The organism is Terriglobia bacterium (genome assembly GCA_020073495.1).
Lineage (GTDB): Bacteria > Acidobacteriota > Terriglobia > Terriglobales > Acidobacteriaceae > JAIQFD01.
The window spans coordinates 642,653-663,475 of the sequence record JAIQFD010000002.1 but is presented as its reverse complement, the minus strand read 5'-3'; the positions used below and the strand labels follow the sequence as shown (position 1 = coordinate 663,475).

At 63.8% G+C, this 20,823-nt stretch carries 23 protein-coding genes; 10 read left to right on the top strand and 13 right to left on the bottom strand.

Features of this window, described 5'->3' with window-relative positions; genetic code table 11:
* Positions 1 to 54: 54 nt before the first annotated feature.
* Positions 55 to 1,494, bottom strand: a complete 1,440-nt coding sequence (locus tag LAN37_06865) for a DUF4118 domain-containing protein (GenBank protein ID MBZ5646930.1) — start codon at positions 1,492 to 1,494, stop codon at positions 55 to 57.
* A gap of 54 nt (positions 1,495 to 1,548) precedes the next feature.
* Between LAN37_06865 and LAN37_06860 the strand changes: the two genes are divergently transcribed.
* The 5 genes from LAN37_06860 (at position 1,549) to LAN37_06840 (ending at position 6,127) form a co-directional block, all read left to right on the top strand.
* Positions 1,549 to 2,670: a universal stress protein gene (locus LAN37_06860; GenBank protein ID MBZ5646929.1), complete on the top strand. Its 1,122-nt coding sequence runs from the start codon at positions 1,549 to 1,551 to the stop codon at positions 2,668 to 2,670.
* Positions 2,667 to 3,368: a response regulator transcription factor gene (locus LAN37_06855; protein MBZ5646928.1), complete on the top strand. Its 702-nt coding sequence runs from the start codon at positions 2,667 to 2,669 to the stop codon at positions 3,366 to 3,368. The genes LAN37_06860 and LAN37_06855 overlap by 4 nt, the downstream gene beginning before the upstream one ends.
* Positions 3,369 to 3,589: 221 nt before the next feature.
* On the top strand, positions 3,590 to 5,071 hold the full coding sequence (locus tag LAN37_06850; GenBank protein MBZ5646927.1) for a porin: 1,482 nt from the start codon (positions 3,590 to 3,592) through the stop codon (positions 5,069 to 5,071).
* Between the two features lie 108 nt (positions 5,072 to 5,179).
* The gene (kdpF, locus tag LAN37_06845) at positions 5,180 to 5,269 is read left to right on the top strand and encodes a K(+)-transporting ATPase subunit F (GenBank protein ID MBZ5646926.1); all 90 of its coding nucleotides are present in this window, start codon (positions 5,180 to 5,182) and stop codon (positions 5,267 to 5,269) included.
* Positions 5,270 to 5,491: 222 nt separating this feature from the next.
* Positions 5,492 to 6,127 carry a hypothetical protein gene (locus LAN37_06840; protein ID MBZ5646925.1) on the top strand — a complete coding sequence of 212 codons (636 nt, stop codon included), beginning with the start codon at positions 5,492 to 5,494 and terminating at the stop codon, positions 6,125 to 6,127.
* A gap of 55 nt (positions 6,128 to 6,182) precedes the next feature.
* On the opposite strand, the gene LAN37_06835 is transcribed toward LAN37_06840, so the two are convergent.
* From LAN37_06835 to LAN37_06825, 3 genes are read right to left on the bottom strand one after another with little or no spacing between them, the layout of a single operon-like run.
* On the bottom strand, positions 6,183 to 6,533 hold the full coding sequence (locus LAN37_06835) for a hypothetical protein (GenBank protein ID MBZ5646924.1): 351 nt from the start codon (positions 6,531 to 6,533) through the stop codon (positions 6,183 to 6,185).
* Positions 6,534 to 6,551: 18 nt separating this feature from the next.
* The gene (locus LAN37_06830; GenBank protein MBZ5646923.1) at positions 6,552 to 7,751 is read right to left on the bottom strand and encodes an AMP-binding protein; all 1,200 of its coding nucleotides are present in this window, start codon (positions 7,749 to 7,751) and stop codon (positions 6,552 to 6,554) included.
* 32 nt (positions 7,752 to 7,783) lie between these two features.
* The gene (locus LAN37_06825) at positions 7,784 to 8,026 is read right to left on the bottom strand and encodes a glutaredoxin family protein (GenBank protein ID MBZ5646922.1); all 243 of its coding nucleotides are present in this window, start codon (positions 8,024 to 8,026) and stop codon (positions 7,784 to 7,786) included.
* Between the two features lie 81 nt (positions 8,027 to 8,107).
* On the opposite strand from LAN37_06825, the gene LAN37_06820 reads away from it, so the two are divergent.
* Both LAN37_06820 and LAN37_06815 read left to right on the top strand, forming a co-directional pair.
* Positions 8,108 to 8,839, top strand: a complete 732-nt coding sequence (locus LAN37_06820; GenBank protein MBZ5646921.1) for a TlyA family RNA methyltransferase — start codon at positions 8,108 to 8,110, stop codon at positions 8,837 to 8,839.
* Positions 8,836 to 9,690 carry an NAD(+)/NADH kinase gene (locus tag LAN37_06815; GenBank protein MBZ5646920.1) on the top strand — a complete coding sequence of 285 codons (855 nt, stop codon included), beginning with the start codon at positions 8,836 to 8,838 and terminating at the stop codon, positions 9,688 to 9,690. The genes LAN37_06820 and LAN37_06815 overlap by 4 nt, the downstream gene beginning before the upstream one ends.
* Before the next feature lie 147 nt (positions 9,691 to 9,837).
* On the opposite strand, the gene lysA is transcribed toward LAN37_06815, so the two are convergent.
* The 4 genes from lysA to hpt form a co-directional block, all read right to left on the bottom strand.
* Positions 9,838 to 11,091, bottom strand: coding sequence for a diaminopimelate decarboxylase (lysA, locus tag LAN37_06810; GenBank protein MBZ5646919.1), 1,254 nt, complete (start codon positions 11,089 to 11,091; stop codon positions 9,838 to 9,840).
* Positions 11,092 to 11,139: 48 nt separating this feature from the next.
* Positions 11,140 to 12,960: a GAF domain-containing protein gene (locus LAN37_06805; GenBank protein MBZ5646918.1), complete on the bottom strand. Its 1,821-nt coding sequence runs from the start codon at positions 12,958 to 12,960 to the stop codon at positions 11,140 to 11,142.
* Positions 12,961 to 13,030: 70 nt separating this feature from the next.
* Entirely contained in the window at positions 13,031 to 13,741 is a 711-nt protein-coding gene (gene deoC / locus LAN37_06800) for a deoxyribose-phosphate aldolase (GenBank protein MBZ5646917.1), read from the bottom strand.
* Between the two features lie 42 nt (positions 13,742 to 13,783).
* Entirely contained in the window at positions 13,784 to 14,317 is a 534-nt protein-coding gene (gene hpt / locus LAN37_06795) for a hypoxanthine phosphoribosyltransferase (protein ID MBZ5646916.1), read from the bottom strand.
* 90 nt (positions 14,318 to 14,407) lie between these two features.
* Between hpt and LAN37_06790 the strand changes: the two genes are divergently transcribed.
* The 3 genes from LAN37_06790 to LAN37_06780 are packed head-to-tail and all read left to right on the top strand — an operon-like array spanning position 14,408 to position 16,210.
* Positions 14,408 to 14,761 (top strand): sulfurtransferase, encoded by a 354-nt coding sequence (locus tag LAN37_06790; protein ID MBZ5646915.1) that lies wholly within the window; start codon positions 14,408 to 14,410, stop codon positions 14,759 to 14,761.
* Positions 14,762 to 14,801: 40 nt separating this feature from the next.
* Positions 14,802 to 15,509 carry a metal-dependent hydrolase gene (locus LAN37_06785; GenBank protein MBZ5646914.1) on the top strand — a complete coding sequence of 236 codons (708 nt, stop codon included), beginning with the start codon at positions 14,802 to 14,804 and terminating at the stop codon, positions 15,507 to 15,509.
* A 38-nt stretch (positions 15,510 to 15,547) separates the two neighbouring features.
* Entirely contained in the window at positions 15,548 to 16,210 is a 663-nt protein-coding gene (locus LAN37_06780; GenBank protein ID MBZ5646913.1) for an O-methyltransferase, read from the top strand.
* On the opposite strand, the gene bshB1 is transcribed toward LAN37_06780, so the two are convergent.
* From bshB1 to LAN37_06755, 5 genes are all read right to left on the bottom strand, one after another.
* A complete protein-coding gene (bshB1, locus tag LAN37_06775; GenBank protein MBZ5646912.1) occupies positions 16,207 to 17,016 on the bottom strand; it encodes a bacillithiol biosynthesis deacetylase BshB1 in 810 nt (269 codons plus the stop codon). The two genes, LAN37_06780 and bshB1, sit on opposite strands and share 4 nt — an antisense overlap.
* 47 nt (positions 17,017 to 17,063) lie before the next feature.
* Entirely contained in the window at positions 17,064 to 17,945 is an 882-nt protein-coding gene (locus LAN37_06770; GenBank protein MBZ5646911.1) for a polyprenyl synthetase family protein, read from the bottom strand.
* A gap of 119 nt (positions 17,946 to 18,064) precedes the next feature.
* Positions 18,065 to 18,436 carry a hypothetical protein gene (locus LAN37_06765; GenBank protein MBZ5646910.1) on the bottom strand — a complete coding sequence of 124 codons (372 nt, stop codon included), beginning with the start codon at positions 18,434 to 18,436 and terminating at the stop codon, positions 18,065 to 18,067.
* A gap of 100 nt (positions 18,437 to 18,536) precedes the next feature.
* Complete coding sequence (locus LAN37_06760; protein ID MBZ5646909.1) at positions 18,537 to 18,776, bottom strand: exodeoxyribonuclease VII small subunit; 240 nt, start codon at positions 18,774 to 18,776, stop codon at positions 18,537 to 18,539.
* Positions 18,777 to 18,887: 111 nt separating this feature from the next.
* Positions 18,888 to 20,762 carry a bifunctional homocysteine S-methyltransferase/methylenetetrahydrofolate reductase gene (locus LAN37_06755; protein ID MBZ5646908.1) on the bottom strand — a complete coding sequence of 625 codons (1,875 nt, stop codon included), beginning with the start codon at positions 20,760 to 20,762 and terminating at the stop codon, positions 18,888 to 18,890.
* Positions 20,763 to 20,823: the final 61 nt, after the last annotated feature.

Genomic DNA, 20,823 nt, shown 5'->3' with positions numbered 1-20,823 from the left:
TAGGAATAAAGGGTTTTGATGGCACCTATGCGCGATGAATCGGCCATCGGCCCCTCAAGTAATAGGCAGCGTAAACGAGAACACCGATCCATGCCCCAATTGACTAGTCACATTGATCGATCCGCCGTGCGCCTCAACGATGGCTTTCGCGATCGCGAGTCCCATTCCGGTGCCTTGGACGCGGTAACGCTGGTCCTTTCCGCGGTAGAACTTGTCGAAGATCAGCGTTTGTTCGAAGTCGTCGATGCCGGGGCCGCGGTCCGCGACGCTCACCAGGATGCGCCGGTCCTTGGCCTCTGCCGTGATCCGGATCGGCGAGTCGGCCGGAGAATACTTGCCCGCATTCTCCAGGAGATGGTTGAGCACGTCTTTGATCCGGTCAAGGTCGATCCGCACAGTGGGCAGTTCTTCGGGCGCCACAACCTCGAGCGGGTGGCCGGCCAGGGCCTGCTTCGACTCCTCGACGGCCCGCTCCACCACCTCCTTGATCTGGTGCGGCTCGCGGTGGAGTTCGACCTGATTGGCGTCCAACTGGGCCATCTGCGCGGCCTCGCCCACTAGGCGATCCAGGCGGTCGCTCTCCTCGTTGATGACGGTCAACAGTTCCTTTTGTTGCGCCGGATCGAGATTGCCGTCGGAGAGCAGGCTCGTGACCGATGCCTTGATGCCGGTGAGCGGAGTGCGAAACTCGTGGGTGACCGAATCCAGTAGCGCGGAGCGCAGCTTTTCGCCTTCGCGCGACGCTTCCGCTTTGCCCAGCTTCTCCACCGCGCCGGCACGCTCGATGGCGATGGCGACCAGGCTGCCGGCCGCTTCCAGGGTTTCGCGGGTCAATTCGCCGCCGGCCACCCCGATGGCCCCTACCACGCGCACGCCCATCCGCAACGGCAGGAAGCGAAGCCCGTGCCCGGCGTCGACGATCGGCTCGCCGCGCGCGGCCGCGGTCCGCAGGCGCTCCGCATCCAGCTCACGCGTACTCGGGCTAGAGCGATAGATGTTCTCCCGCCCGGTGACGAACAGCGCTGCGGCGCTGACGCCGAACCCTTCCACCAGGTACTGGGGAAGGGTGTTGAGCAGCCCCACCACGTTGTCGGCTATCAGCATCTGCTGGCTGAACGCGTACAGCCGCTCGACTTCGTGACGTCGGTGGGTGGCGTCCTGGGCTTCCCGCCGCGCGCGCTCCGAAAGATGGCTGGCGATGATCGCGGTGACCAGAAATGCGAACAGCGCGACCCAGTTCTGGGTGTCGGCGATGGTGAACGTCCCCACCGGCGGCAGGAAGAAATAGTTGAAGGCCAGAGTGGCCAGCAGCGCCAGGACGACGGAGTACTTCAGCCCCCAGGTGGCGGAGACTACCAGGACGGCCAGAAGGAAGGTTAGCGCCGCGGTGGTCGGATTCACTCGCACCACGTGCCGGTACGCGCCCACGACGGCGAGAACGATCCCCACCGTCACCACGAAGCGCAACAACGAACTGGCCGGCGACCGTTTCACGCCCGCATTGTAGCCGACATCGACAATTCCTCCGCGCTCAAGGACAATAGCCCCATGCAGAGGACTCCGGAACAATGGCTGGACGAGGCCAGCCCGGAAAAGAAGGAAGGTGTCTTCAAGCTATTCCTTGGCTTTGCCCCGGGCGTGGGCAAGACCTACAACATGCTCAGCGAAGCCATCCGCCGCTACAGCCGCGGCGAGGACGTCGTCGTCGGCGTCGTGGAGACGCACAGCCGCAAACCCATCGGTGAGCTGGCGGGGAAGCTCGAGGCCGTCCCGAAGCGGAAGCTGGAATACAAGGGCACGGTCTTCGAAGAAATGGATGTGGACGCCATCATCGCGCGCAAGCCGCAGGTGGTGCTGGTGGACGAACTGGCGCATACCAACATCGAGGGCAGCAAGCATCCCAAGCGCTACCAGGACGTCATGGAGATCCTCGATGCCCGGATCGACGTCCTCTCCACCATGAATGTGCAGCACATCGAGAGCCTGACGCCAACAGTCGAGCGCATCACCGGCGTGCACGTGCGTGAGACCGTTCCCGACTGGGTAGTCCAGCGGGCGGTCGAGATCGTGATGGCCGACCTCACCCCGCAGGCGCTGCAAACGCGCATGAAGCGCGGCGACATCTACCCGCTCGACCGCGCGGAGCGCGCCTTGTCGAACTTCTTTCGTCCCGGCAACCTCATCGCCCTGCGCGAACTGGCCCTCCGCCAGGTCGCCCAGGTCGTGGACAAGACCCTCGAATCGTACCTGGCGAAAGAGCACATCGAGCGCAATCTCGGCGTGCGCGAGCGCATCGCGGTATGCATCAGTTCCAATCCGGCCGCCCAGTATCTGATCGCGCGGGGCGCGCGCATGGCGCAGGCCATCGACGCCGAGTTCTACGTGGTGTACGTCGATATCGGCGCCGATTCGCGGGATGAAGATCGCCGCACGCTGGCGGAGAACATCCGTTTTGCGGAGAACCTGGGCGCGACCGTGGTCCGGCTCGAAGGCGGCAGCGTGGCTGAGCGAGTCGCGGAATTCGTCCGCGAGAAGCACATCACGCAAGTGGTGTTCGGCCGGTCAGCATCCCGGGGCTGGCGCAAGCACCTCTACTTTTCCGCCATCCACAAGTTTCTGCGCGATGCGCCGTCCGTGGACGTCCACATCGTCACCCAAGAGGCCAAGTGACCGCCAAGGACCACCGCCGCATCCTGGTCGTGGACGACGAGCCCCAGATCACCCGCGTCCTGCGCACCAGCCTCTCCTCCCAGGGCTACGACATCCGCGTCGCCAACGACGGCGAAACTGCGCTGGAGATCATGAAGGACTGGACTCCCGACCTGGTGATCACCGATCTTTCCATGCCTCACATGGACGGCCTCGAACTGTGCCGCCGGGTGCGCGCCAGGGCCCAGATGCCCATCATCGTGCTCTCGGTCAAGAGCGAGGAGCGGACCAAGGTGCAGGCGCTCGACGTGGGCGCCGACGATTACGTCACCAAGCCCTTCGGCATGAGTGAACTGCTGGCCCGCGTTCGTGCCAATCTGCGGCGCGTGCCGGGCGGCGAACCGGAAGAGGGCGGCGTCATCGAGGACGGAGATTTTCGCATCGATCTGGGGGCCCATACGGTCGCCCTCCGCGGCAGAGACGTCCACCTCACTCCCAAGGAGTTCGACCTGCTGGTGTATATGGCGCGGCACGCAGGGAAGGCGGTGACTCACCGCGCGCTGCTTGCTGCCGTCTGGGGTCCGAACGCCACCGAGCAGCCGGAATACCTGCGCGTCTTCGTCGGCCAATTGCGCAAGAAGATCGAGCCTGACGCATCTACTCCACGTTACATCCTTACCGAGCCCTGGGTCGGATACCGCTTCACCCCCGGCGACTAGCTTCCTTCCCGTCCGGGTCTTTACGAACGTTTTACGAACCCTTTATCCCACCCTTATTGCCGCAGATGTCCAATCGTTTCAGGACGGCGCGGAATGCAAGCGGCGATGAGATCGATCCTTCCGGTTGTTGCAGTCACGGGCTTCAGTTCGGCCGGTGTTGTTTTCTTCTGTGGTGTCTGTGCAACTTCATTCACGAAGACAGGCGATACAGGAGGCGGAGAGTGAACGTCGCGTGCATCGAAAAACCATCGGCTCGCAGTTCGAAGGTCGTATCCATGCCGGTCACCTCGGCGCAGAGTCGCGGAAGGCACAAGCAGGCCGCATTGATGGTCTTGCTAGCGATTCTGCTCTCCCTGCCGGCGGCTCATGCGCAGCAAGCCTCCGATGCAGCGGCCGACAAGAAGGAGGTCGAGGAGCTCAGGCAGATGGTGCGCGAACTGCGCGACCGTGTGGCAGCGCTCGAGGCGCGTGGCGCTTTTCGCCCGTCCGCGCCACCGCAGGTTCAGGCCGCCACCGCAATCAATACGGCTCCGGCGCAAGTCGCTCCGGCTGGCGCCTTGAGTGACGCTGAGCGTAGTACGGTCGATTTTCTTCGCGACACGACTATCAACCTCGCCGTGGACGGCTACTACGGTTACAACTTCAATCAGCCGGTCGGGCGCGTGAACCTGCTGCGTGCCTATGACGTTTCCAGCAACAGCTTCAGCCTCAACCAGGCCAACCTGGTGATCGAACGCGCGCCCGACGTCTCCGCCGGCAGGCGTTTCGGCGGGCGCCTGGATCTCCAGTTCGGCCAGGCCACCGATACCCTGCAGGGCAACGCCGCCAACGAACCTCGCCCCCAGGTATACCGGCCGATCTTCCAGGCCTACGGGACCTACGTTGCTCCCATCGGCAGCGGGCTGACGGTGGACTTCGGGAAGTTCGCCAGCGCGATGGGCATCGAGAACAACTACTCCAAGGACCAGATCAACTATTCGCGCTCCTACTTCTTCAACTTCCTGCCCTTCTACCACATGGGCGTGCGCGCCACGTACAAGTTCGCTGATTGGTTGACGGCGACGTATGCCGTGGTGAACGGCGTCCAGCAGACCGAAGACTTCAACGGTGGCAAGTCCCAGATGCTGTTTCTGACCCTCAAGCCCACGAAAAACGTCTCGTGGAATGTCAATTATCACGACGGACGGGAACAGCGGGACGTACTTCCCCTGCTGAATCCCGGCTTGCCAGTCGGGCCGACGCAGCCCGGCCTGTCCACCACGCCGGTGGTCCCGACGCCCGATGGGCGGTTCCACATCATCGATTCGTATGTCGCTTGGACGGCGACACCCAAGCTGACTCTTGCCCTGGAGGGCGACTACGTCATCAACCGGGTCTTCAAGGAGTCCGCGCCAGCGCACGTCAGCGGCGGCGCCATCTACGCGCGCTATCAATTCACCCCGAAGAGCGCTTTCGCCGCGCGAGCGGAATATCTTTCCGATCGCGGCGGGCTGTTCAGCGGCACCACCCAGGCGCTCAAAGAGACGACACTGACCTACGAGTACAAATTCGCCGAGGGTTTTCTGGTGCGCACGGAGTGGCGCCGAGACTTTTCCAATCACCCGTTCTTCCTGACCGACGCTTCGGGCGTTCTGGAGAAGGAACAGAACACGGCGACCGTGGGTCTGGTCTGGTGGTTCGGGCAGAAGCAGGGAGCTTGGTAGGAGTGGCCATATGCAAGACCTGATTTTCAGCGCTGTAACCATCGCGTTCTTCATGGTTTCTCTGGCCTATGCCCGATTTTGCGATCGCTTGAACTGAGGTAAGACATCATGAGTACGGAATCCGTGATCGTGCTCGCAGTCAGCGCTCTGCTGATGGTTTATCTCCGCTATGCGCTGCTGCGCCCGGAGAGGTTCTGAATGATGGCGGACGCGGCATTCCTGCTCACCCTGACTGCGGGCTGCATATTGATTGTCGCGTTGCTCACCGAGGGCGGCGCCGGGGCCGTGTGAGCCGGCCCTGGTCATCATTCCTTCCCGTTCGTTCTAGAACTCCTCTAAGCCGTTGCCGGGGGAGGAACTTACTTCGTTAACGGGCAACTCATTGCCCTGCAACCGCAGGCAAGCTACTCTGAGCCGGAGATGCGAAATCCAACCCTCCTCAAAACTATTGCCTGGTGCCTCCTGCTGATTTTCCCTGGCGTGATGAACGCGTCGCCGGCGCAGGGAACAATCCTGGCGCAGGGCACGGTCACAGTCAACGGCACGGCAGTTCCCAGCACGACCACCGTATTCGCGGGCGACCGGATCCAGACCGCCGCGGCCGGCTTCGCCACCATCAGTTCGCAAGGGGTGATGGTGCAGCTCGATCCGAACACCACGGCTATCTTCACCAGCCGCACGCTCGACCTGGGCTGCGGCGAAGCGGTGGTGACGACTTCGGTGGGGACGATGGTGCGAGTAGCGGGAATCACGGTGACGCCGGCGGCGCAAAACATCACCAAGATCCAAGTCTCGCAGATGAACGGCACGGTGAAGATCACCGCGCTCGAGAATTGGGCGGTGGTCGACAACGGCACCATCCGGCAAACGATCGCTCCGAGACAGTCCGTGAGCATGAACCGGCCGGGAGCCACATGTGAAATCGTCGTGCACAGCGTGGCGCAGGGAAGCACGAAGATTTATCTGCCGGCGGCGGCCGCGGTGGTTGGCATGTCAATTTTGACTTTCTGCGCGCCGAGTTCCTACTGTACGGAAGCCAGCCCCTCGGAGCCGTGACGCAAAGAGACCGCGAAAGCTCTCCAGGCCCGCCGCGAGGCGGGCCGTGGTGTTTCTAGAGCAGCTTGCGGAGGTCTCGGCGGAGGATCTTGCCGGAAGGATTGCGCGGGACGTTGGCCACAAACTGGATCCTGCGAGGCTGCTTGTAGGGAGTGAGCCGTTCGGCGACGAAGCCGCGCAGTTCGTCCTCGATCTTCCGGGAACCAGGGTGTCCGTCACGCAGAACGATGAATGCGCACGGGATCTCGCCGGCGTCGTCATCGGCGACGCCGACGACACCGGCGTCGCGCACCGCCGGATGCTCGAGGAGGACGGATTCCACCTCGGCGGGGGCAATAGGGAAGCCCTTGTACTTGATCATCTCCTTGCGGCGATCAACGATGGAATAGAGGCCGTCCTCGTCCATACGGGCGATGTCGCCCGACTAGTACCAGCCGTCACGCAGGACGGCGGCGGTCGCCTCCGCATTGTTCCAGTAGCCGAGCATGAATTGCGGGCCCCGCATGACGAGTTCGCCGGGCTCGCCGGGAGCGGCCTCGGTGGTGTCGTCGCGCATGAGGCGGCAATCGGTCAGCGCCACCGGGATGCCGATGGAGTCCGGGCGGTACGGTTCCATGGTGCCGATGTGAGTGACCGGCGAGGCCTCGGTCATGCCATAGCCTTGCGTCACGGGAATGCCGGTCAGGGAGGTGAAACGGCGGGCCAGTTCCGGGGCGAGCGGCGCGGCGCCGCTCTGAACGCGCCGAACGCGATGCTCGCGGGGAAAGCGGCCCTGCTCGGCGGCGACGCAGAGGGCGTTCATCACCGGCGGGACCATGGGGACCCAGGTGACGCCTTCGTGCGGGATCAGACCCATGGCGCGGTCGAGGTCGAATCTCGGAAGCAGGACGAGTTTGCCGCCGACGGTGAGCACGGGATTGAGCACCACGTTCAGCCCGTAGATGTGATAGAGCGGCAAGAAACCTAGCGTCACATCGCCGGTCGAGATGCGGGCGGCGGGAATGGTCTGATAGACGTTGGTCACCAGGTTGGAGTGCGAGAGCATGACGCCCTTGGGAAGGCCGGTGGTGCCGCTGGAAAAGGGGAGGGCGGCGAGCGCGTGCGTCGGCGAGTCGGGAGAAGAGGAGATACCCGTGGTAGTCGGCCGCAGGAGCTCGGTAAAGGCACTGGCCGCGCCGGCTACCTGGCGCGTCATGTATACCCGGCGCAGTGCGGGCAGGCCCGAGAGGTTCGTTTGCTGAAGAACGGGCGCGTCGGTCAGGAGCACGGCGGCGGCGGAATTCTCGAGCTGATAGCGGACCTCTCGTTCGCGGTAGCTGGGATTGAGCGGCGTCGGGACCGCGCCCGCGAGGGTCACGGCGTGGTAGCTGACGCAGAATTCCCAGGAGTTGGGCAGGTAGATGGCAACGACGTCGCCGGGACGGACCCCGCCCGCGACCAGGTTGCGCGCGATGCGCTCGACCGTCTCGCCGTACTCGGCATACGAGATCCTGCGCGGTTCGGGGAGGGAGGCGTCGACGAGCGCAGTTTTCTCGGAAAAGCGGCGGCAAGCCTCAAGCACCAGATCGTGGACGAACCGGCCATGGGGATCACCGTGAAGCTCCGTACGAGGCTTGGGGCGCATGGGCGGCTGATTGTATCCCTATCCCGGAGAGGTCAGGAGGAGAGGCGACGCAGAAAGTCGCGTTCTTCCATGCGGTACTTGAAGGCCTTCTTCCCGTCGATGAAGACGACCGGGACTTCGTCGGTGAAGCGGCGGTGCAGATCGGGGTCGGAGTCCACGTCGACTTCGCGCCAGGTGAAGCCGCCGCGGCGGTGACACTTGTGCAGCGTCTCCTTCACGATCTGGCAGAGGTGGCATCCTTTGCGCGAATAGAGAATAACCTCGCGATCCCCCATGCGCCGGAGTCTACCAAAACGCAAGAACCCGCGCAGCCGCCCGTCGAGGGATTCGCGGGCCGTATAATTCGGCGCGCCGGGATGAAAGTGCGAATCGACAAGCTGCTGGTGGAACGGGGACTGGCGCCCTCGCGCGAGCGCGCGCAGGCCATGATCCTGGCTGGGCGGGTGCTGGTGAAGGAACAGAGAGTGGAGAAGGCCGGGACCGCGGTCGAAGAGGACGTTCCAATCCGTTTGCTGGGAGAGGACCTGCGCTACGTCAGCCGCGGCGGGCTGAAGCTGGAGAAGGCGCTCGACCATTGGAAGCTCGACGTCAACGGACGCACCTGCATGGACGTGGGCGCTTCGACCGGAGGATTCACCGATTGCCTGTTGCAACACGGCGCGGCGAGCGTTGTCGCCGTGGATACCGGTTACGGCCAGATCGACTCTCGTCTTCGCAACGACCCGCGCGTGCGCCTGCTGGAGAAAACCAATGCGCGCTATCTGAAGCCGGCAGACATCGGCGAATCTCCGAGCTTGCTTGCCATGGACGTGTCATTCATCTCTGCTACACTCGTGCTTCCCGCGGTGCTGGCCACCTGTGCACGCCCGCTGGACGCGGTCATCCTGGTGAAACCGCAGTTCGAAGTCGGACGCGAGCTGGTCGGCAAGGGCGGGATCGTCCGCGACGAGAAAGCGCAGCAGGCCGCGGCGGACAAGGTCCGAAACGCCGCGATAGCGCTCGGCGCCAGATCGACCGACGTGATCGAGTCGCCGATCCTGGGCACGGAAGGGAACCGCGAGTTCCTGTTGTACGCAAGATTCGAATGAAAACAGCCGCCATCATCTCCAAGCCGTCGGAACAGGCGAACCGGGTCGCGCCCCAGGTGGCGCAGTGGCTGGCCCAGCGCGGCTACACCGTCTACGTGGACCGCGAAACCGCGCCCCACGCGCCCGGCTACGAGGTGGTAGAGCGCGAGAAGCTCTCCGAAAAGAAGCCGGAGTTCGTGATCGTGCTGGGCGGCGACGGCACCATGCTGGCGGCGGCGCGCGCGGTGGCCCAGGCCGGCATCCCCATCATGGGCGTGAACCTGGGCTCGCTCGGCTTCCTGACCGAGGTGCCGGTCGAAGAGCTCTACCCGACGCTGGAGGCCCTGGTCGAGAACCGCTGCGACGTCGAGCCGCGCTCCATGGTGCACTGCCACCTGATGCGGGGCAGCGAGCGCGTGGTGCACTACGACGCCATGAACGACGTGGTCGTGGCCAAGAGCGCCATCGCCCGCATCGTCGAATTCGAAGTCACGGTGGACGGGCAACTGGTCACCAACTACAAAGCCGACGGCATCATCGTCTCCACCCCGACTGGATCGACGGCATACTCGCTGGCCGCAGGCGGACCGATCGTTTCGCCTGGCGTGAGTGCGTTCGTCATCACGCCGATCTCGCCGCATTCGTTGACCAACCGGCCGCTGGTGGTGCGCGACGACCGCGAGATCGTCGTCCTGGTGAAGAGCGTGGGCGAGGAGGCGTTCCTGTCCATCGACGGCCAGATCGGCGAGCCGGTGCTGGATGGCGACCGCATCACCTGCAAGAAGTCCGCCCGAAACGTCCGCCTGCTGAAGCTGGGCAAGCGCAGCTTCTTCGACGTGCTGCGCACCAAGCTGAGCTGGGGACAGAGATAAGAATCGCCGAGATCGCCGGGAGCGCCGACATCGCCGGGATCGTTGCCGTCAGCCGTGCCTAGCGGCGCATAGCCCAGCGTTGGCGCCTCATCCGCCGCTGGAGCGGCGGGCTAGTCTCAGACGCCCCGACGGGACTCATACGCCTTTCTAACGCTCCTGCCCCATCAGATCACGAATGGTTTCACGCTTGCGGATGACGGTGACCTTGGAGCCGTTCACCAGGACCTCCGCGGGGCGGGGGCGGGAGTTGTAATTCGAAGCCAGGGACATGCCGTAGGCGCCCGTGTCGAGGACCAGCAGCAGTTCGCCGGGCTCGAGGGCGGGCAATTCGCGGTCGCGGGCAAGGAAGTCTCCGGTCTCGCAGACGGGGCCAACGATATCCCAGTCGTCAGTGACCGGCCGGCGGTCGTCAGCGACGACGGGCGCGATCTGGTGATATGCGCCATAGAGGGACGGGCGGAGGAGATCGTTCATGGCGGCATCCACGATGGCGAACTTGTGGTCGCCGTTGTGCTTCACGTACAGGACACGGGTGAGGAGAGCGCCGGCGGGGCCGACGATGGCGCGCCCGGGCTCGAGGATCAGGTGCACGCCCAGCTTGCGCAGCGGCTTTGTGATCGCCTTGGCGTAGGCGCGTGCGCGGCGGGGAAGATCGTCGGGATGGTGATAGGAGATGCCGAGGCCGCCTCCAGCGTCCGCGTAGCGGATATGGTGGCCGTCGGAGGTAAGAGCCCACACCAACTCGGCGACCCGCTCCATGGTCGCTTCGAAGGGCTCCATATCGGTGATCTGCGAGCCGATGTGGACGCTGACGCCTGCGACCTCGAGCCACTTCTCTTGCGCAGCGCGGGCGTACAGCGCGCGCGCTTCGCCCATGGCCACGCCGAATTTGTGCTCGCGCAGGCCGGTGGAGATGTAAGGATGGGTCTCGGCGGAGACGTCGGGATTCACCCGCAGCGCGAAGCGCGCCGATTTCTTCAGCTTGGCGGCCCGCTGGGCGAGCAGATCCAGTTCGCCCTCGCTCTCCACATTGAACATCAGGATGCCGGCGCGCAGAGCGGCGTCCATTTCGCCGGCCGTTTTTCCGACTCCTGAAAAGACCACCGGGGCGCGCTTGCTGACTCTTTGGGCACGTGCCAACTCTCCGCCTGAGACGACGTCAAAGCCCGATCCCAATTTCGCCATCAGGCGCAGGATCCCGAGGTTCGAGTTGGCTTTGACCGAGTAGCAGATAGTGTGCGGCAAGCTGCCGAAAGCTTTGTCGAAGGTGCCGTACCGCTCCCGGAGCGTGGTTGCCGAGTACACGTAGAGCGGCGTGCCGTACTTCTCGGCAAGCCGAGGCAGCGGAACGTGCTCGCAGTGGGCGAGGTCCTTCTTGTAGGTAAAGCCCGGGGGACGCACCGGGTTATTTAACCACGGAGGACGCTGAGGACGCGGAGGAAGGCCAGCTTATTTCTTTTTGCCCGGCTTCGTACTTTTCGAAACCTCAGGCTTCGACGGTTTGATCTTGATGGCGACGATAGTCTGATCGTCGAAGGGGTCGAGGCCTGCGGCGTGCTCTGCGACGGCCTTGAAGATGGCGGTCACGATCTCGTCGGCGCTGCGCTCGCAGTTGGCCTGGACGATCTCTTCCACGCGCTGGCGGCCGAACAAGTCGCCGTCACTGCTGAGCGCGTCCGTGATGCCGTCGGAGAAGAAGAGGAAGACGTCTCCGGAGTCGGGGCGGATGGTGACCTCGTCATGCTCCGCATCGGCGAACAAGCCGAGCGGGAGGCCGGTGCATTCCACGGCTTCGGCCTGGCCGCGGTGGCAGTATATCGGCCGTGGCAGGCCGGAGTTGGCGATGCGCATGATGCCATCGTCATCCTCCCACACGGCGTAGATCATGGAGACGAACTGGGCATCCACGGCGCGCTCGGCGAGCGCAAGGTTGATCATGGAGAGCATCTCGGCGGGCGATGGCTCCATGCCCGCGTTGGAGCGCAGCATGCCGCTGACCAGCGCGGCGTAGAGCGCTGCCGGAGCGCCTTTTCCACTCACGTCGCCGATGGCGATGGCGGTGGAGTGCGACGAGTACTCGAGGAAGTCGTACATGTCTCCGCCGATGGCCTGGGCGGGAACGAACTTGGCGGCCAACTCGGCGTTGCCCATGGTCGGACAGCACTGGGGCAGCAGGCGGAACTGGATCTGGCGCGCCATGCTAAGGTCGCGCTCCAGGCGCTGCTCCTGCTTCGTCACCTGCTCGTAAAGCCGCGCGTTCTCGACGGCGATGGCCACCTGCGCGGCCAGCGTGGTGATGGTCCGCATGTGGTCGTCGGTAAAGTACCCACGCTTGGTGTGCTCGAGGTCGAGGACGCCGATCACCTTGTCCATGTAGATGAGCGGAACGCAGAGCTCAGACCTGGTCTCTGGATTTGCCTTGATATAGCGCGGGTCTTTGCTGACGTCGGGAACGAGCACGGGCTCTTTTTTCTGGGCGGCATAACCGACCAGGCCGCGCCCGAGCGGAATGTCGTGCTTGATCTGGACGCTCTCGTTGAAGCGCACGGAGAAGCGATGTTGCAGGATCTGCCCGGAGTTGTCGAGCAGCAGGATGCTGAACATCTGGTAGTCGATGATCCGGTTCAGCAGATCGCCGATGCGCTTGAGGAGCTGGTCGAGATTCAGGATGGAGGTCAGCTCACGGCTGATCTCGTTCAGGAGTTTCAGGCTCTGCGCCTGGCGGGCGACGCGCGTGTACAGGCGTGCGTTCTCGATGGCGATGGCAATGCGAGAGGCGATCACCGTCAGCAGCCGCGCATGCTCGTCGGTGAAGTAATTGCGCTGGCGGGCGTTGATGTCGAGTACGCCGATGCAGCGGTTCTTGATGATGAGTGGAATAGCCAGCTCGGCCTTCACTCCGGCGATGCAGGCGATGTAATCGCGGTCCGCGGCGACGTCGTTGACCAGGACGGCTTCGCGGCGCAACGCCGCCTGGCCGGTGACGCCCTGGCCGATCTTCACCCGCAGGCGCTCGGCGACCTCCGGGGGATGTCCGATCTGGAAGCGGCTGCGCAGCTCCTGGGTCTTCTCGTTGACCAACAAGATGGCGAAGATCTCGTAATCTATGACCCGCCGCACGAGCTCGGCCACACGTTTGAGCAGGGTGTCGAGGTCGAGGGTGGTGTTGACCACGTCAGCGACCTCGAGCAGGAACTGGTCGAGTTTGACCGAGGAGATCGGCTCGGGCCGCGAGCGCGCGGCGACTGCGGGATTGGCCGTGGGAGTCATCTCGTTCATGATAGCAGCCGGACCTGTGGATTAGATGTGAGGCTCGGGCCGCGGATTCTGTTCCGGAAAGCTATTTGAAGGCGGGAGCGGAGAGTTCGCCCATGATGCTCGCGGCCGTGCTGGTGCCGATGCGGTCGGCGCCGGCGGCCAGCATCCGGGCGACATCGGAGGCGGTACGGATACCGCCCGCGGCCTTCACTCCGGCGCGCGATCCCACGACGCCCCGCATCAGCGCAACGTCGTCCGCAGTGGCGCCGCCATTGGCGTATCCGGTCGAGGTCTTCACAAAATCGGCGCGCGCGGCGACCGCTACCTCGCAAGCGGCGAGCTTCTCCTCGATCGTGAGCAACGCCGTCTCCAGGATCACCTTTACGATCGCTCCCGCGTCATGGGCGATGTCCACCACGCCGGCGATGTCGGCGTGCGCCACGCCGCGGTTTCCGGACTTCAGAGCGCCGATGTTCATCACCATGTCGATCTCGTCGGCGCCCAGGCGCAGGGCTTCCCGGGTCTCGAAGCGTTTGACCGTGGTGAGGGCCGCTCCGAGAGGGAAGCCGACCGGCGTCCCCACCTTCACGGGAGTGTTGTGCAGGATGGAGACCGCGAGAGCGACATAGGAAGGATGGACAAATACGCTGGCGAATCCGAAGTGGGCAGCTTCTTCACAGAGATGCACGACCTGGGCGCGGCTGGTATCGGCGCGGAGCAGGGTGCTGTCGATGACGCGGGCCGCCTCCTGCCACGTCAGGGACCGGGTCTGGGGAACTTGCGTGGTGGCCATCGGGCAGATTGTAGCAAGGCGCGGGGCCGGAGGCACATTACCTTAGAGTACGTGGTTGGGGAGGATGCAGATGTCGGGGAGATTGCGGTAGCGCTCGGCGTGGTCCATGCCGTACCCCACGACGAACTCGTCCGGGATCTCGAAGCCGACATAATCGGCGCGCACGGGCTTGATGCGGCGCGCGGGCTTGTCCAGCAGCGCCACTGTGCGCAGCGCCCGTGGCTGGTGCGCCAGCAGGACCTTGCTCAGGTAGGTCATGGTCAGGCCGGTGTCGAGGATGTCCTCGACCAGCAGGACGTTGCGATCTTCCATGGACTCGTCCACGTCCTTGGTCAGGCGGACCTCGCCGCTGTGATGGGTCCCGTTGTTGTAGCTTGAGACTCCGAGGAAATCGAAGGTGGCGTCGAGGTGGATGGCGCGTGCCAGGTCGCTCAAGAATATGGACGCGCCCTTCAGCACGCCGAGCAGCACGACCGATTCGCCGGAAAAATCCCGCGTGATCTGCTCGCCCATCTCGGCGACCCGGCGCGCGATCTGCTCGCGCGTGAACAGGACCTGTAACTGCGGCAGCGGCATCAGCTTCATTGTAACCGCTGGCTTACGTTGCAGCCCGCCCTCCGGGGCGATTAGAATCCTCGCGATTCAAGTGCGAGGAGGGAACCAGTCATGGCGCTGCCCGAACTGAAGCAACTGGTGGACGAAGCCAAGAGGAACATCAAGGAGATCGACGTCAACGAGCTGAAGCGCATGCAGAAGTCGGGTGACGAGTTCATCCTGATCGACGTGCGCGACCACCCCGAGGTGGCCAACGGCATGATCCCCGGCGCCAAGCACCTCACGCGGGGGATGCTGGAGGTCAACATCGATCAGATCACGGCCGACAAGAACAAGAAGATCGTCCTGTACTGCGGCGGCGGGACGCGGTCGGCCCTTTCTGCCGACAATCTCAAGAAGATGGGCTTTAATAACGTGATCTCGCTGGCCGGCGGCTGGAAGGCCTGGAAAGAGAGTGGCGCGTAGCGCTTGAATCAGGCGACCGGATGTGGGGGAAAGGCATGTCATGAAGCTGAACGGAGTCAAGCTGACCTGGCTGGGGCACTCGACCTTCAAGGTCGAGACACCCTCGGGCGACACCGTCCTCATCGATCCCTGGGTGATGGGCAATCCCATGTGCCCGCCGAGAAGCAAGAAGTTCCAGAAGATCGACACCATGCTCTGCACCCACGGCCACTTCGACCACATCGGCGACGCGGTGGAACTGGCCAAGCAGCATGACCCGACGGTGGTGGGCATCTTCGAGCTGTGCACCTGGATGCAGAAGAAAGGCGTGCAGAAGATCTCGCCCATGAACAAGGGCGGCTCGCAGACGGTGAGCAACATGCGCATCACCATGGTGCACGCCGATCATTCCTGCGGGATCCTGGATGGGGACCAGATCATCTACGGCGGCGAGGCCTGCGGGTACGTGATCGAGTTTGAGAACGGGCTGAAGATCTATCACGCAGGCGACACCAACGTCTTCGGCGACATGCACATCATCCGCCAGCTCTACGAGCCGGAGATCTGCATGTTGCCGATCGGTGACCTGTTCACCATGTCACCGAGGGAGGCTGCCTACGCCTGCGAACTGCTGAAACCGAAGGCGGTCATCCCCATGCACTTCGGGACCTTTCCGCCGCTGATTGGGACGCCGGCGGAGCTGAAGAAGCTCACGGCGGACCTGGGGCTCCAGGTGCTGGAGATGAAGCCGGGGCAGACGCTGTCGTGAAGGGTCGCGTGTCGCCGGTCGTGGGAAAAGGAGATAGGGTGAACGCGAGCACGAAGCCGTACTGGGCGATGGGTGGGATCACGAACGAGGCGGTGGAGGCTTATCTCTACGGCATGCTGCCGGAGCGCGACGAAGTACAGGCCGAGCAGGAGAAGCAGGCGGAGAAGCGGCACATTCCCATCGTCGGTCCGGCGGTGGGCAGGATGTTCTTCCAACTGGCGCGCATGATCGGCGCCCGCACCGTTTTCGAGATGGGCTCGGCCATCGGGTACTCCACCATCTGGTGGGCACGGGCCCTGGGCGAGGGCGGGCGCGTCGTCTACACCGACGGCAATCCGAAGAACGCAGAAGAAGCCAAGGGGTACTTCAAGCGCGCCGGCGTGATGGACAAGGTGGACGTGCGGGTCGGCGATGCACTTGAGATCCTGTCGGAGCAGAAGAGCGAGTCGTACGACATTATCTTCAACGATGTGGACAAGGAAGACTATCCGCGCGTCTTCAAGATGGCGGTGCCGCGCCTGCGCCGCTGCGGACTGTTCGTGACCGACAATGTACTGTGGAGCGGCAGGGTGGCCAAGGGCAATCCGGATAAAGACACGAAGGCCATCCTCGAATTCAACAAGCTGCTCTACGGTTCGAAGGAACTATTCACCACCGTGCTGCCGCTGCGCGACGGGGTGGCGGTGGCGCTGAAACTCTAGACCGACTTTACCGGGATTAACGCGAGGTTGTCCACGAGGCCGACTTCCTTCTGCAAGAATGGCTCCGCATATTTCACTCCTGCCATCAGGCCGTAGAAGCGCGCCATGGACTCGACGCGGCTGCGGATCTCCTGCTGCGGCGGGAAGTCGCCCTTGCCCGCCTCCTGGTCCAGGTACTGCGACTTGTAGGCGAAGATGGACTGCATGCGGGATTCGAACTGGTCGGTGATGTCCACGACGAAGGTGGGGCGGACATCGAAGTAGAGGGTCGCATAAACGATTTTGAAAGGACGATGCGGGCCCTCAGCGGCTGAAGCCGCTTTCTTTCCTGGAGTTCTTTCGGCACGGCTGAAGCCGTGCCCCTTCAGGGGCTCGTCAATATCTAGCTTGGTAAGGCCGGCGAGGAAGCACGCTTCGTATCCGAGGGTGGAGCAGGTGTAGTGGTCGGGGTGGCGGCCCTGCCAGTAGGGAAGGATGACCACGCGCGGACGGGTTTGGCGGATGACGCGGGCCACTTTCAAACGGTTCTCCCAAGTGTTCTCGACGCGACCGTCGGGGATGTCGAGGGCCTGACGCCAGCTCACCTTGAGGATCCTAGCCGCCTCGGCGGCTTCGCGGGCGCGTTCTTCGGCAGTGCCGCGAGTGCCCAGTTCTCCCTGCGTCAGGTCGAGGATCCCGGTGCGATGGCCCAGTTGCGCCATTTTAAGCAGCGTGCCGCCGCAGGTCTGCTCGGCGTCGTCGCGGTGCGCAGCGATGACGAGCACGTCGAGCGGTCGGGCCAGTACGTCATGGAGAGAACGAGTCATCTGAAGTCAGAACGCAGCACTCAGATTGCAGAAGTGAAGGCGACGCTTCATTTTTTGCGCTCGACCAGGAAGTGCGCCAACTCCTTCAACGTGGCTGCCCGCTGGCCGAACGAATCCAGCGCGGCGCACCCCTGGGTCACCAGTCGCGACGCCATGCTCATGGACTCCTCGATCCCGAACAGAGCGGGGTAGGTTGCCTTGTCGACCGCGGTGTCTTTGCCGGCGGTCTTGCCCAGTTGTTCGGAGGTCTGCGTAACATCGAGCACGTCGTCGGCGATCTGGAAGGCCAAGCCGATGGCGCGGCCGAACTCGCGCAGCCGCTGGATGTCGGTGTTGCTGCCGCCAGCGTAGATGCCGCCGTTGACCAGGCTGGCGGTGATCAGCGCCCCGGTTTTCGACCGATGGATGTACTCCAGCGTCCTGGCGTCGGGCTTGGTGCGCTCGGCTTCGAGATCCATGACCTGGCCGCCGATCATGCCCTCCACCGTACCGGTGGCGCGGGCACTTTCTTCGATGATGCGCACGCAGCGGTCGGCGGGGCAATGCAGGCGGGCAAGCACTTCGTAGGCATAGGTTTGGAGCGCGTCTCCGGCCAGGATGGCGGTGGATTCGCCGAAGGCCTTGTGACACGTGGGCTGGCCACGGCGCAGATCGTCATTGTCGAGCGCCGGCAGATCATCATGGATGAGGGAATAGGTGTGCAGCATCTCCAGCGCCGAGCCCAGTTCCTCAATCCCTTCCGGCAGGGAACCTGTGAGCATGCGCGCCGCCTCCATGCAGAGGATGGGCCGCAGACGCTTGCCCCCCGCAAAGACACTGTGGCGCATCGCCTTGTGGATCGAAGGCGGGTATTGCGTGTCTGGAGGAAGAAGACGCTGCAGGGCGGCGTCGATGGCTACGCGACCCTGCTCGAGTGTGTCCTTGAGCATGAAATGATGAGTATAGCGGACAGCGGCAGGTCGGGTCATCGGTACGTCAGTCGATCGGGGTTCGATGCAAGAAAGCAAAAAGGGCGCGCCGAAGCGCGCCCCAGCCTTCCAAACTTGAGCTAGGCAGCGGCCCCGTTCCCCAAATGCGTGTCCCGCGTCGCCGCCATCACGATCGAGCGCACGTCGGAGTTCTGGCAGAAGTCCGACGCACCGGCCTCCATGACCAACGACCACATCTCCTCGTCCGGGGTGCGGTGTGTGCACACAACCACCGTCTGGGGGAATTCGCGATGCAGCTCTGCGATATCGGGGAGGGTCGCGAGCTCCAAGTCCACGACGGCCAGGTCGGCGCGATTCTTGGGGATAGCCGTGCGGAGCTCATCGACCGAGCGCGCCACCGAAATGGCGCGGAAGTGGGAGTGGAGAGACGCAGCGAGCGTTTCCGCGCATATGGGGTCTTGCTGAGCGATGACAACCGTCAAGGGCTTCATGGCGAACCACCTTCCAGGATCGGCTCGGCGCCCATGAGGCCGGGCCGGAGAAGGCTGCGGTGTCAGGGGGCACCGCAGGCGGGTTAAGGTTCAAAGCCGTTCACTTCTTGTGCGCCTGCGCCTTTTCTGCCATTTCAAAAGGCTCAGGCTGGAGCTTTCCGTTCTGCTTCAGCAGGATCTCGACCTTGCCTTCCGCCGATTCCAATTCCTTGCGACAGGAATTGGAGAGCTGGATACCTTCTTCGAAGAGCTTTAGCGCCGATTCCAGGGGCAGGTCCCCCTTCTCAAGCTCGTTTACTATCTTTTCCAGGCGCTGAAGACACTCCTCGAACTTCGGCAAGGTCTGCTCCGTCTAGCTAGAATCTTACTCCACATCCGCAATGGTCAAGGGCGAAGTTTTCCACATTACTGAACCGCAGTTCATTATTGGGCGCGGTTTCGTAACGGGCACTCAGACCGCAGTGCCGGCGGGGCGTGATCCGAGCACCTCGAGCACATCCATGGCCGCTGGATAACGGCCCAACGGGGCGCTGATCTGGGTACCTTGGACGATGCCACGGACGGCCAGTAACATCTCGCGGGCGATGGCGACGCCCTCGGCGCGCGCACTCTCGGCGCTGGCCGCGCGGGCCATGCGGTCGATAACGAGATCGGGCACCGACACGCGCAATTCGTTCTTCATGAACTCGGCGTTGCGCACGCTGATCAGCGGCCAGATGCCAGCCAGCACCGGGATGCGGCAGTGCTCGATGCGCTTCAGGAACTGCTCCAGAAGGGCGACGTCGAAGACCGGCTGCGTGACCGCGTACTCGGCGCCCGCCTCGACCTTGTACTCGAAGCGGCGGATCTCCTCGTCGAGGTCGGGCGCACCGGGGTTAGCGCCGACACCGATGACGAAGGTCGTTGCCGTGCCGATCGCGTTCCCGCCGATGTCCAGCCCCTTATTCAGGTTGCTCACGATGTTCACCAGCCCGATGGCGTCCACGTCGAACACCGCGGTGGCGTCGGGGTAGTTGCCGAGCTTCGGCGGGTCGCCGGTGATACAGATCAGGTTGTGGATACCGAGGGCACTGGCGCCCAGCAGATCCGACTGGATGCTGAGCACGTTGCGGTCCCGGCAGGTGTAATGGAGGACGGACTCGATGCCCACCTGCTGCTGGACCAGCGTAGCCAGCGCCTGGTTGCTCATACGCGCGGAGGCTCGCGGGCTGTCGGGAATGTTGATGCCGTCCACGCCCATGGACTTCAGGAACCTGGCGCCGTCGAGCTCCTTGCCCACGTTGGTGCCCTTGGGGGGGACGATCTCGACCATGGTGGCGAAATCGCCGCGCGCCAGCTTGGCCCCGAGGCTCGAGCGCTGCTCCAGCGGCGGGACTTCGACCGCGGATTGGGCCCGCGGAGCGCTCCCCACCTGGAAGGTGGTCTTGGCTTCGCTGGAGCGCAGCGCCGAACGCATGGCGCGGATGTGGTCGGGAGTGGTGCCGCAGCATCCGCCGACGAACAGCACGCCCGAGCGCACGAACTTCCGCGCGTAGCTGGCCATGTACTCCGGTGAGCAGAGATAGATATTGCGTCCTTCGACCGAGCGCGGCATGCCGGCGTTGGGCTGGGCCGAGGTGGGCAGGGACGTGACGCGGCGAACGCGCTCCAGGGCGTCCAGCATGGCGACTGGGCCGACGCTGCAGTTGCAGCCGACGACATCGGCGCCCCAGTCGGTGAGCTTGGTGGCAAAGGTTTCGGGGCTGGAGCCGTCGAGACAATTGCCTTCTTCGTCGATGGTGACTTGCGCCACCACGGGGATCTTGGGATCGACTTCGCGCGCGGCGAGGATGGCCTGGTGAACTTCCTCCAGATATCCCATGGTCTCGAGAATGAGCAGGTCCACTCCGCCTTCCACCAGGGCGCCGATCTGTTGGACGAAGGCGGTGCGCGCCTCTGCGCGGGCGATCTTGCCCAGTGGCTCGATGCGGACACCGAGCGGACCGACGGACCCGCCCACCAGTGGCTGGATGGCGCGCTTGGCGGCTTCGTGGTCGGCCGCGGCACGCGCCAGGCTGGCGCCGGCGATGTTGATGTCGCGCAGGTGCTCGGCCAGGCCGTGCCGCGCCAAGCGGAAGGAGTTTGCCCCGAATGTATTGGTTTCGATAACCTCGGCGCCCGCTTGGAGATACTCCGCGTGGATGGAGCGGATCAGGTCCGGCTGCGAGAGGTTCAGTTCGTCGTAACAGCGGTTGATGAAAATGCCCTTGGAATAAAGCAAGGTGCCCATGGCGCCGTCACACAGCACCGGGCCCTCTTTCAGCCGTGAAAGGAAATCACCCACCATCCGATGAGAATATCTCAAATCCGTGCTGTGCGTCAGTCCATGCGCGATCCGGACCGCGCGA